Raw genomic sequence first — 10,585 nt, forward strand, 5'->3', positions numbered from 1 at the left:
GTTGTCCGCCGGAGTGGCGGCGTTGTTGCCGGGCAGTACCTGCAACATGATGCCGCCCACGGTATCCGGGCTGGATTCGATCCAGAATCGGGTCTGCAGCTGTTCCGACTGGGTGAAATAGTCCTCCAGGCACTCCGCCAGGGTTTCCTTTTCCAGGGGCACAATGCCCTGGTAGCGCTCGCCCTCCTCCGGGGTGATGGTGATCACCAGCGCCGCGCGGTTGCCCACCAGCTGAGGCAGGGTGGCGCCATCCTCGATTTTTGCACCTTCCGCCATCCGCGCCAGCCCGCGCAGGTCACTGTGGTGCGTGCACTCCGCCACCAGCAGTGGCACATCGCCCTCGCCCCGTGCCTGCAACATCAAGATGCCTTCAAACTTGAGGGTGGTGGAAAGCAGGCAGGCGGCAGCCAGGAATTCACCCAGCAGCTGCTGTACCGGTTGCGGCAGGTCACTGTTCTGGGCCAGCACTTCGCGGTAGGCGTTGGTGAGTGTGACCAACTGGCCGCGGATATCGTGGTTGGAAAAGATAAAGCGTTCCAACTGATCGGACATAACAAGGCGCCTCGCTGAAAAATGGGGGCGATTTTAGGACGCGCAGGTGATTTATGATAGCCGCTTGCGGCGACGGTTGGTCGCCGGGGGCGGACGCAGGTCAGCCGCAATACTGGCGGATCTGCGCTTCCAGCGCCCGGGCCTGGGCCTGACGTTCCCGTTCACTGACGGTGGTTTCGTTGCCCTCGGCGTCGACGAAATAGACCCGCCCCTTGAGAATCTTCAGCTGCCGTTGCGCGCGCTTGCACACCAGCTGCTGGTGGCGGATCTGCTTCTGTTGTTGCTGGCGCTTCTGGTTGCGGTATTCCTGCGCTATCTGGTCCGCGCGCCGGTTGTCGGGGTAATCCTGTTCCCCGGCGGCATCGGAGAAGTTGATGGGCTTTAGTTCATCCGCGATGGATTTCGCCTCCGCATCCTGGGGCGGGCGGTCGCCGAAGTGTACCTTGCCGTCGGCATCCACCCAGCGGTAGAGCTCCTCGGCGGCGGCCGGCAGCTGCCAGGTCAGCGCCGCGATCAGTATCAGCAGCAGGTGTCGTCGCATGTGCTTGTTCACGGGTAATTCCCTTTTCCCTGCGGTAGTTACTGGCCGCCGTCGCCGCTGTCCGCGGTCTCGGTGTTGGCCAGGGCGCCGAACAACCCCTGGGAGTGGCGATCCGGAATCTGGTAGGTCTGCAGGATAAACGGCTGCTGCTCGCCGGCGGCGGCGGCATCCAGAACCATGCGGTAACCGGCGCTGTCCAGCAGTTCCACAAACGGCTGCTGGTTGTTTTCCAGCAGCTGGGAAAACTGCTGGAAGTTGTGGATCCTGGTGCCGTTAACGGATTCGATGATCCAGTTCTTCCAGTCGTGGTAACCCAGGTTTACCGGTGCCGGCAGCACCTTCAGTGCCACCACCAGTTCATTCTGCTCGGGAGACGACCACTGGTTGCGCGCGTACAGGTACTCGATCGGCGCCTTGGAGTGCCAGTTGTTACCCCAGCGCTTGATCAGGTTCATGTTCAGCGGCACAAACACAACACCGCCATAGATATAGTAGCGCGGGCGCTGATCGAACTTCTCCCCCTGTACCAGCGAACGCGACGGCGGCGTCGCGCTCAGGGTGATTTCCGCGGTGTGGATTTCCCCGTTGCGGGCATAGCGCACCGGCAGCTGGTCACCCACATGGTACTGGTCCACCGCATAGTGATAGTTGGTGCGCTGGTTTTCGCGCCACTCGATGGTGCGGTCCGGGGCAATTTCATAGCCGTCCACCGCCAGCAGCACGTCGCCGGACTTCAGTACCTGGGCCGCGGGAGAGTCTTCAAATACCCGCACCACCAGCGCCCCCTGCTGGTCTTCCGCGAGGCCGGCGGCGGCTTTCATGGACGGGCTCTCGAGGCTCTGGGTAACGACTCCCAGCTCCGGGAAGCCCTGGTGGACGCCGTCTTCAGCGTCTTTCAGTACGTGGTCGATCACACTCGGCGGCACGAAATAGCCGAGATTTTCTGCACCCTGGCTGTGGTTGGTCTGCATCGCCACACCGACGATACGGCCACCGGAAATGACCGGACCGCCGCTATTGCCGGGGTTGATTGCGGCATCGATCTGCCCCGCCATCAGGTAGCTTTCGGCGTGGGCATAGTACTGGTGCTCCACCCGCGACAGCACGCCGCGGGTAATCGACAGGGACTTGCCGCCGATGGGATAGCCGTACACGGTGACTTCTTCCTGCAGGTCGGGGAGCTTGCCCAGGGACAGCGGGCGGGTGTCGTCGAAGAAGCTCTCATCCTCCACCGTCAGCAGCGCCAGGTCGGCGTCGTGGGAGACAAATTTCACCCGCGCGCGGAATTTCTGCGCGTCGCCGTGACGCTGTACCTGAATAAAGCTGCCGTTGGCGATGACGTGGGCGTTGGTGAGTATTTGCTTACCGTCAATCACCGCGCCGGAGCCGGACAGCTGCTGGGCATTGAGCAGGGCCCAGGGATTGAAGTAGTCGGGGGCAGCGGCGGTGGTGTAGATCTTGATGATCGATCGCTTGATCTGTTCCCGCTCGCGGTTATCGGCGCTGGCGGGCTGGGAGAAACACAGAATCAGCAGGCAGAATGTCAGCAGTTGTTTCATTACGGCGTCGGCTTTATTCATTAGTTTGTCGGGCAGTTTAGCACTTTGGGTCTGGTTGGCGGTTTATGCACCGTTGTCCCGAGATATCGGAGCTTCGTTTGACCGGTGGTGGCGGCCGGTCACTGGGTAGAAGTTTTCAGGACCGCTGCAAGTACGTCCCTGTAAGCTGCGTCGACGGCGTCCATGCCGTCGACGCTCCTGAAAACTTCCACCCAGTGCCCGGCCTTAAAATCCGGGTTTGGTAATTTGTAAGCCTTCCGCTATATGGCCTTAGTCTTGGGACTCCCGCAGGAACCTGTGAATCTGCCGCCGCTGCTTCTTGTTTGGCCGGTCGCTGGAGATTCCCGCATTGCTCGCCTTGCGCTCGGCTGCGTACTGTTCGCGCTTGGCAATACTGGTTTCGGTTTCCCGGTACAGCGTCTGCGCGATATCCGCGCCGCGGCGCTGGTCGGAGAGCGCGATGATCTCCACCTCTTTTTCATCCCACCCCTGGCGAATTTTCAGCAGGGTGCCCGCGGTAATTTCCTTGCTGGCTTTTACCCGCTGGCCATCGGCATGCACCTTGCCGCCTTCGATGGCCTGCTTGGCGATGCTGCGGGTCTTGAAGAAGCGAGCGGCCCAGAGCCATTTGTCGATACGTACTTTTTCCATCAAAAACTATTCAGTTACTACTAAAGCTACGAAGTAAAAAAATTTGAAGTTAAGGCCGGGTGCCGGGTGGGGCTTTTCAGGATCGTCGGCAACAGGGATGTTGCCGCCGAAGCGCCCAGGGATGGGTTTAAGGGGGGCGCCTAGCCCGGTCCTGAAAAGCCCCACCCGGTGCCCGGCCGCCACCAGGGGCAAATAAAGCCACCAGTGGGCTCAGGGAACCGCGGATCCCAGAATCTCATCAAAATCGTGAATCGCCGGAAACTCGGAAATCTCCCGCGCCGGGCTCTTACTGTCTGGCTGGCGGATACACAGCAGGTGTTCGATCCCATAGTCCCGCGCCGCGCCAAGCACGTGCAGGTTGTCGTCCACAAACAGGGTGCGCCCCGGGTGGAACGGCTGGCGCTCCTGCAGGGCGTGCCAGAACAGGCTGCTCTCCTTGGCATGACCGAGGTCGTGGGAGGAGACGATTTCATCCAGCCACTGGCCGATACCGGTGACCTCCAGCTTGTGCCCCAGACCGTCCGGGTGGGCATTGGTCACCAGCAGCGCGCGCTTGCCCATGGTACGCAGGCTGCGCAGGAAGCGGTCCGTATGCGGGCGCAGGGCAATGCGGTCCTCTATCTCACGGTAAATCGCCGGCACATCCAGCTTCAGAGTATCTGACCAGTAATCCAGGCAATACCAGTCCAGGGTGCCGCGCAACTCATCGGTCATCCGGATCACCAGCGCCTGCGCCTCCGCTACCGGAATGCCATTCACCTCCGCATAGCGCATCGGCAGATGCTCCATCCAGAAGTGATTGTCGTAGTGCAGGTCGAGCAGAGTGCCGTCCATATCCAGCAGCACCGTATCGATCCGACTCCAGTCCAGCATGCCTACCTCATGAAACCGCCCGTGGCGGTAAATCTGTACAAAATTTCAGCGGCCATTATGCCCTCAAGCGGACTTCTCCGCCAAATCGGCGCGGATCAGCCCGTAAACCAGCAGCGCCTGGGCGCCGTAGTAGGTGAGCATGATCCAGGTGCCCGCCAGCGGAACCGGGTCAAGAAAGCGGTTGATCGCAATCAGCGCATCCGACGCCATAAACGTCAGCGCCCCGGCAAACAGCAGCGAAGAGCCGCTGCGGTGCAGTGCCGCCGACAGCGCCATGGTCACGATCGCCACAAAATAAAAAGTGACCGGCAATGCCAGTGCACCCGCAGCAGGCAGAATCTGTTGCGCCAGCAATGTTGCTGCTACCAGAATCGAAAAGACGCGCCCGGCCACACACAGGCTGGGGCGGCGGGCCGCGCGCAGAAAATTGCCCGCATAGGTCAGCTGTGCCAGCAGGAAGGCACCGAGACCAAAGATAAAGTGGTTGGCAAACTCCACCGCCAGCAGCACATCGCCAATCGCGGAAAAGCCCAGGGCCAGCAGCACCAGGGTGCGAGAGGTCCCGGCGAGGTGCCGGCCGGCCTGCCACGCCAGAATCCCGATGGGCACGATTTTCAGCGCCGCCATCCAGTTGCCGTCAACGGACAGGCCATCCAGCAGCATATACACCGCAGCGGCCAGTGCCAGCGCGATCATTGGCCGTTTGAGGTTTTGCGTGGAAGCCGGGGCCTCGGCGTCCATTGCAGCGGTTGCGGATGTGGTCATGGTGTTTCTCCCGTGTTCTTATACATTTTTATCTTTTGCGGTCACGAGTATTCTTGAAAGCCGCGAGTGACGCAATCGTCCCAGCGGCAACCCAATCATCGTCAGGGAGAGCACAATGAAAGCCAATAACATCCTCGAAACCATCGGCAACACCCCACACGTGCGGATCAACCACCTGTTCCGCGACGACATCGAGGTGTGGATGAAGGTAGAGCGCTTCAATCCCGGTGCCAGTATCAAGGATCGCATCGCCCTGGGAATGATCGAGGATGCCGAGGCCAGCGGTGCCCTCGAGCCCGGCGGTGTAATCGTCGAGCCCACCTCTGGCAATACCGGTATCGGCCTCGCCATGGTGGCGGCGGTGAAGGGCTATCGCCTGATTCTCACCATGCCCGAGTCCATGTCTGTGGAGCGGCGCAAGATCATGCTGGCGCTGGGCGCTGAGCTGGTGCTGACACCCAAGGAAATGGGCATGCCCGGTGCCATTGCCAAGGCCGAGGAGATCCTCGCCGAGCACGAAAACAGCTGGATGCCGCAGCAGTTCCTGAATCCGGCGAACGTTACAGCGCACCGCAATACCACCGCCAAGGAAATCCTCGCGGACTTCCCCGAGGGCCTCGATTACCTGATTACCGGTGTCGGCACCGGCGGCCACATCACCGGTTGCGGCGAGGTACTGAAACAGTCCATGCCAGGGCTCAAGGTACTCGCGGTGGAGCCGGAAAAGTCGCCGGTGATCAGCGGTGGCGAAAAGGGCATGCACCGCCTGCAGGGGATCGGCGCCGGGTTTGTGCCGGAGATCCTCAACCGGGAAGTGCTGGACGGCACCATTAGTGTCAGCGAGGAAGACAGTTTCGATATGGCCCGTGCCTGCGCGGTCAAGGAGGGGATTTTTGTCGGTATCTCCTCCGGTGCCTCGCTGGCGGCGGTGAAGAAACGCGAGCAGGACTTCGCCCCCGGCAGCCGGGTGCTGGTATTCAGCTACGATACCGGCGAACGCTACCTCTCCATCGACGACCTGTTTACCGCCTGACCTTCCATAACGTAAACCTGGTGGCGGCGGCGCTACCGGGTACAGCCACCTTCGCAGAGAGTTTTTGTGTCGTGAACAGCATTGCCGGCCCAGGCTGCGTATAATCCCCCGCTTTACGATAAAGACTCAGGTTTGGGGGAAGGTTTGATGGACAAGGTGGTAACCAGGGCGCTGCTGGATCAGGTCATCGACATATCGGTAGCGGCCGGTAAGGCGATCCTGGAGGTGTACAACGCCAGTGGCGAGATCGAGGTGGACACCAAGCACGATGACTCCCCGGTGACCGCGGCAGACCTCGCCGCGCACAAGATCCTCGCGCCGGCACTGGCCGGGCTGATCGATGGTGTGCCGGTACTGTCGGAGGAAGGCAAGATGCCCTCCTACGCCGAGCGCAGCCAGTGGGATCGCTACTGGATCATCGACCCTCTCGATGGCACCAAGGAATTTATCCGCCGCAACGGCGAATTTACCGTCAATGTGGCGCTGATCGAAAACGGCGAGCCGGTGATGGGGGTGGTGCATGTGCCGGTGCTGGACATCACCTATGCCGGTGCCAAGTCCTTCGGTGCCATCAAACGCGACGCCGACGGTGAAACAGCCATCCAGGTGCGGGCGATGCAGCCGCGTATCGACGGCGGCGAGCCCATCGAGGTAGTCGCCAGCCGCAGCCACGGTGCCGGTGCGGTAGATGCCCTGTTGGAGCGAATCGAGAGCAGCCTGGGACAGACCGGCCTCAAGAATATGGGCAGCTCGCTGAAGCTGTGCCTGGTGGCAGAAGGTGCGGCGGACCTGTATCCGCGCCTGGCCCCCACCTGCGAGTGGGACACCGCGGCGGCGCAGGCGGTGGTGGAGGCCGCCGGTGGTGTGGTGGTGGACGACCAGTTCAACCTGCTGCGCTACAACCAGAAGGAAGAGTTGCTGAATCCCTTCTTCTACGTGATCGGTGACCAGGGGTTCAACTGGAAATCTCTGCTCCTCGACTGATTTTCTGGTCTAGGCTTTACCAAGTAGTCGGCCGTCCCGTTGTTTTTCGCGACGGCCGCACGGTAAAAAAGGTAAAACCATGCCCAGCTCTCCTGTTACCCACGTCAATATCAGCGAACCGGAAATCCGCATGCTGCGCCAGCGCCTGGAGGTGGAAATCACCTGGCTGAGCCGGCAGATGGAGGAGCTGCAGGGTGCCGAGCTGGACCTGGATGTTTCCCTGCTGCAGACCTACCGCGAAATGATTTACTCCCGCCGTGCCCTGCTCGGGCGAATCCCCCGCTGATCAATTTCAATTTTTCACTGCTTTTCTCTCGCAGCGATTTTTTCGCGAACGCCCGCACTTCACAACCGGATTTTGACAGAAGCCTGTACACCTTTTTGTTGAATTTCTGGATCAATTTTTTATTGCACCGGCATCCTTGAATAATTGCGTCGCATAAATTTTTTAATTGGTGACATTTTTGTTCAACCTGTCGCAATTGGGTCTACCCTTGGTGGGATAAAAGTCATCTGATAAAAGAGTAAATGCCATGCGTTACCCGGTTGTGGTTCACAATATCGAATTCGCCGGATACGGTGCCATTGCGCCGGATCTCCCGCACTGTCATTGCCACGGAGAAACTCTCGACGGCACCCTGCAGAAAATGGCCGAAACCATCGCCGAGCGTCTTGAGGGATTGCAGGCAGTGGGCGACCCGGCACCGGAACCCGGCGACCTGGATTTACTGCGACAGAACCCGGCTTTTGCCGGTGGCCTCTGGGCCATCATCGATGTGGTCACCAACGAGGTCAGCCCCAAATCCTGAACACCCTTGGCCGTGGCCGGCCGCATGTAATTTAGAACCAAGGATGGTCTCAATGAAGAAAGTGCTCTTTCTCCTTACCTTGCTCGCATCCAGTAGTGCTTTTGCCCAGTGGAACAACCCCCTGGATGGATACTGTGCGGGCGAATACCGGTTTATCGGCACCCTGGGACTCGGGGTGGGTGAACAGCAGATCAATGATGATCAGGACTTTGCCGGTTACGCCAGCATCGGCGTGACGCCGGCTGCGGGTATCTGGCAGGTTGAGTTGCGCTACACCAACTTCGACGACAGCAGTGTGTCCGTAGATCAGTGGGGCATTGGTGCCAAGGTGGATTTCACCATGTCCTGCGATGTGCAGTGCCTCTACTGGATGGTGGGCTGGAACTACGGCGAGTTTGATGTCGGTACCGTCTACCGCCACGATGTGGAGTACATCGTCGATGACGACGGCGACGACAATTACTGGAATGCCGGTATCGGTTACCGCTACCGGTGGACGCGGGATTTTGATACCTCCATCGAGTACAACTACAACGATGTCGGCAAGGTGACAGGGTTTGATCTGGGGCACCTGCGCACGCTGACGGTGAATTTCGCCTTCCAGTTCTAGTAAATGGCCGCCGGGGCTTGCGCGCCGGCGGCCACATTTACCTTGAGCTGTATTCCTATCAGGGTGACTCGGTATCAGTAGCGGTATACCGCTTTCATCCACAGGGTGCGTCCCGGCTCGTTGAGCTTGCCGAGCTGGTCAAATCCGGCAATCGCCGCGCCTGCCCGGCTGATATGCTCGGCATAGGTCTCGTCCAGCAGGTTGTCGATACCGGCGGTCAGCAGCAGCGCCTGCACCGGGCGCCAGCCGCCGTTGAGCGACAGGATATTGGCGGCGTCGGTGGTGCCGATATCCTGTCCGGCAATATTGCCCCTGCCAATATCCACCCGCTCCTGCGCGGCAATGCTGCGCCACAGCACCCCCGCAGACCAATCCTCCAGCTCGTAGTACAGACCGAGGAGCGCCTCCAGCGGCGGCAGTTGCGCCAGGGTGGTGTGGTCGCTGTCGTTGGCACCGCGTACCGATGACAGAGTCAGCTCACTGCGCCAGTTGTCGGCCAGGCGATATCCCAGGTCCATTTCCACGCCCCAGGAGCGCGCGTCGATATTGCGCACGATGGTGGTGATGCGGGTATTGCCCATGGCGCCGGCCTTGGCGAAGCCGGACTCGATCAACAGGTAGTCGTCGATGCGGTTGGCAAAGGCGGAAATATTCGCGGACAGATTTTCATCGCGGTAGAGGTAACCGATGTCCAGCTGGGTGGTTTTTTCGAAATCGATGTCCAGCGCGCTGACGGAGTCGGCAGTTTCCCTGGCAATCATTTCCCAGTAATCCGGGAAGCGCTCGCTGTAGCCGACGCCCGCGTACAGGGTTGCCGAAGACGGTGCGCTGCTTTCCAGGGTTTTTTCATAGCGGATAAAACCGCTGCGCAGCAGCTCGGTACGCGCTTCCCCCGCGCCTGGGTTGGCGACCGCGGACATCATCGACAGGCGCACCTCGTCGCGCAGGTCCTGTACCTGCCAGTGGTCCACACGGCCCCCCCCCAGCCAGCGCACCCCTTCAGCGGTTTCCCGGCTGAGCTCGGAATACAGGCCGGCCTGGGTAAACTCCGCGTCCGCTTCCCGTGCGAGCTCGCGATAGTCCATCGCCGCCTGGTTCATGCTGCTGCGGTTGCTGTGGCGATTTTGCTGGGCGTCTATCCCCGCCGTCAGTTCCATATCTCCCTGGGGAACCAGTGTCATCGCAACCTTGCCGCCGGTGGTTTTGCGGTCCGGGTTCATCGCCATCTGCATCGACATCATGCCGCTGGGGGCGCGCAGGGTGTAGTTGTCCATCACGTGGTCCACATAGTTGTAGTAACTCTGTAATTCGACGGACCGGATCAGTTCGGAAACGTTGTCGCGAATGTATCTGGCATTGACGTTGTCCCGCGCAAATTTCGCGCCGTCCACAGCGCGGTCCGCATAGGCGGCCTCACCGTCGCTGCGGGTGCTGCTGATCTCCAGGCGGGTGTCTTCATCCGGGGTCCAGGCAAAACCCAGCTGGCCACTCCAGCGCGCATAGCGGGAGTGCACGGTGACGCCGTCGCCGTCCTGGTAGTCGTCTGCGGAGGCGGAGGTGACGGTGCCGCGCAGGGAGAACTCCGGGGACTTGTAGGCGGCATCCACCAGGCCGTCCTGGCGCCCGGCACTGCCGGCGAGCAGGCTGGCGTGGAGGTCCCACTCGGTTTCCTGCGGGCGCTCGCGGTCCCGTTCAAACAGCACCACGCCGGCGGAATTGCCGGGGCCATAGCTGACCGTCTGCGGGCCCTTGATGACTTTTATCTGGTCCAGGGTCTCCGGGAATATATAAGCGGTAGGCGGGTCCATGCGGTTGTTGCAGCCGCCGAGAATGGATTCGCCATCCAGCAGGATATTCAGGCGCGAGCCGGCCATGCCGCGCAATACCGGGTCGCCATCGCTGCCGCCCTTGCGGATCACCGAAAAGCCGGCGATGGTCTTGAGGTAGTCGGCGCCATCATTGGCGGGCAGCGGCTGGCGCGGCTTCTTCGGGTCGGTGACCAGGCTCAGGGGTTGTTCGGTTTTCACACCGGTTACCACCATCTGTTCCACGGCGGTCGTTTCCGCCGCCGCAACGGCGAGGGCCGGCAGTGAGCAGGTACCGGCGAGGAGTGCCACACCGAGGCGTGACTGGTTATTTGTGTGCATAAAGTTTTCCCGATCTGTGTTCGGGGTGCAGCGGTTTTCGCGCGCACAAGGCATGCGCGAG

Annotated in this window: 12 protein-coding genes; 5 read left to right on the plus strand and 7 right to left on the minus strand. The window is 60.8% G+C overall.

Annotation, left to right across the window (positions count from 1 at the left end; translation table 11 throughout):
* From QZ511_RS15070 to QZ511_RS15095, 6 genes are all read right to left on the minus strand, one after another.
* The coding region (locus tag QZ511_RS15070; protein WP_295803570.1) for an Hsp33 family molecular chaperone HslO at positions 1-552 on the minus strand (552 nt) is incomplete at its 3' end.
* 100 nt (positions 553-652) lie between these two features.
* A complete protein-coding gene (locus QZ511_RS15075) occupies positions 653-1,105 on the minus strand; it encodes a DUF4124 domain-containing protein (RefSeq protein WP_295803571.1) in 453 nt (150 codons plus the stop codon).
* A 26-nt stretch (positions 1,106-1,131) separates the two neighbouring features.
* Entirely contained in the window at positions 1,132-2,673 is a 1,542-nt protein-coding gene (locus tag QZ511_RS15080; protein ID WP_295803573.1) for a serine protease, read from the minus strand.
* Positions 2,674-2,922: 249 nt separating this feature from the next.
* Complete coding sequence (locus tag QZ511_RS15085) at positions 2,923-3,303, minus strand: S4 domain-containing protein (RefSeq protein WP_295803575.1); 381 nt, start codon at positions 3,301-3,303, stop codon at positions 2,923-2,925.
* A gap of 210 nt (positions 3,304-3,513) precedes the next feature.
* Positions 3,514-4,176 carry a GMP/IMP nucleotidase gene (gene yrfG, locus QZ511_RS15090; RefSeq protein ID WP_295803577.1) on the minus strand — a complete coding sequence of 221 codons (663 nt, stop codon included), beginning with the start codon at positions 4,174-4,176 and terminating at the stop codon, positions 3,514-3,516.
* Positions 4,177-4,239: 63 nt separating this feature from the next.
* Positions 4,240-4,941, minus strand: a complete 702-nt coding sequence (locus tag QZ511_RS15095) for a lysoplasmalogenase (RefSeq protein WP_295803579.1) — start codon at positions 4,939-4,941, stop codon at positions 4,240-4,242.
* Between the two features lie 115 nt (positions 4,942-5,056).
* Here QZ511_RS15095 and cysK point away from each other — a divergent pair, with 115 nt between their 5' ends.
* The 5 genes from cysK to QZ511_RS15120 all read left to right on the plus strand — a co-directional run bounded on the left by cysK (position 5,057) and on the right by QZ511_RS15120 (position 8,377).
* A complete protein-coding gene (gene cysK / locus QZ511_RS15100; protein ID WP_295803582.1) occupies positions 5,057-5,974 on the plus strand; it encodes a cysteine synthase A in 918 nt (305 codons plus the stop codon).
* Between the two features lie 147 nt (positions 5,975-6,121).
* Positions 6,122-6,958 (plus strand): 3'(2'),5'-bisphosphate nucleotidase CysQ, encoded by an 837-nt coding sequence (gene cysQ / locus QZ511_RS15105; protein WP_295803583.1) that lies wholly within the window; start codon positions 6,122-6,124, stop codon positions 6,956-6,958.
* A gap of 79 nt (positions 6,959-7,037) precedes the next feature.
* Positions 7,038-7,244, plus strand: coding sequence for a hypothetical protein (locus tag QZ511_RS15110; protein WP_295803584.1), 207 nt, complete (start codon positions 7,038-7,040; stop codon positions 7,242-7,244).
* A 247-nt stretch (positions 7,245-7,491) separates the two neighbouring features.
* Positions 7,492-7,767: a type II toxin-antitoxin system HicB family antitoxin gene (locus tag QZ511_RS15115; protein ID WP_295803586.1), complete on the plus strand. Its 276-nt coding sequence runs from the start codon at positions 7,492-7,494 to the stop codon at positions 7,765-7,767.
* A 52-nt stretch (positions 7,768-7,819) separates the two neighbouring features.
* Positions 7,820-8,377 carry an outer membrane beta-barrel protein gene (locus QZ511_RS15120; protein WP_295803588.1) on the plus strand — a complete coding sequence of 186 codons (558 nt, stop codon included), beginning with the start codon at positions 7,820-7,822 and terminating at the stop codon, positions 8,375-8,377.
* A 74-nt stretch (positions 8,378-8,451) separates the two neighbouring features.
* Here the strand turns inward: QZ511_RS15120 and QZ511_RS15125 are convergent, their stop codons facing one another.
* Positions 8,452-10,524, minus strand: a complete 2,073-nt coding sequence (locus tag QZ511_RS15125; RefSeq protein WP_295803590.1) for a TonB-dependent copper receptor — start codon at positions 10,522-10,524, stop codon at positions 8,452-8,454.
* Between the last annotated feature and the right edge of the window lie 61 nt (positions 10,525-10,585).

This window comes from uncultured Microbulbifer sp. (genome assembly GCF_913055755.1).
Lineage (GTDB): Bacteria > Pseudomonadota > Gammaproteobacteria > Pseudomonadales > Cellvibrionaceae > Microbulbifer.

Bases quoted from the DNA above. Each gene is read 5' to 3' on its own strand.
- QZ511_RS15110 (WP_295803584.1), top strand. From the start codon at position 7,038: ATGCCCAGCTCTCCTGTTACCCACGTCAATATCAGCGAACCGGAAATC.
- cysK (WP_295803582.1), top strand. From the start codon at position 5,057: ATGAAAGCCAATAACATCCTCGAAACCATCGGCAACACCCCACACGTG.
- QZ511_RS15120 (WP_295803588.1), top strand. From the start codon at position 7,820: ATGAAGAAAGTGCTCTTTCTCCTTACCTTGCTCGCATCCAGTAGTGCT.
- cysQ (WP_295803583.1), top strand. From the start codon at position 6,122: ATGGACAAGGTGGTAACCAGGGCGCTGCTGGATCAGGTCATCGACATA.
- QZ511_RS15115 (WP_295803586.1), top strand. From the start codon at position 7,492: ATGCGTTACCCGGTTGTGGTTCACAATATCGAATTCGCCGGATACGGT.
- QZ511_RS15095 (WP_295803579.1), bottom strand. From the start codon at position 4,941: ATGACCACATCCGCAACCGCTGCAATGGACGCCGAGGCCCCGGCTTCC.
- QZ511_RS15125 (WP_295803590.1), bottom strand. From the start codon at position 10,524: ATGCACACAAATAACCAGTCACGCCTCGGTGTGGCACTCCTCGCCGGT.
- QZ511_RS15085 (WP_295803575.1), bottom strand. From the start codon at position 3,303: ATGGAAAAAGTACGTATCGACAAATGGCTCTGGGCCGCTCGCTTCTTC.
- yrfG (WP_295803577.1), bottom strand. From the start codon at position 4,176: ATGCTGGACTGGAGTCGGATCGATACGGTGCTGCTGGATATGGACGGC.
- QZ511_RS15080 (WP_295803573.1), bottom strand. From the start codon at position 2,673: ATGAATAAAGCCGACGCCGTAATGAAACAACTGCTGACATTCTGCCTG.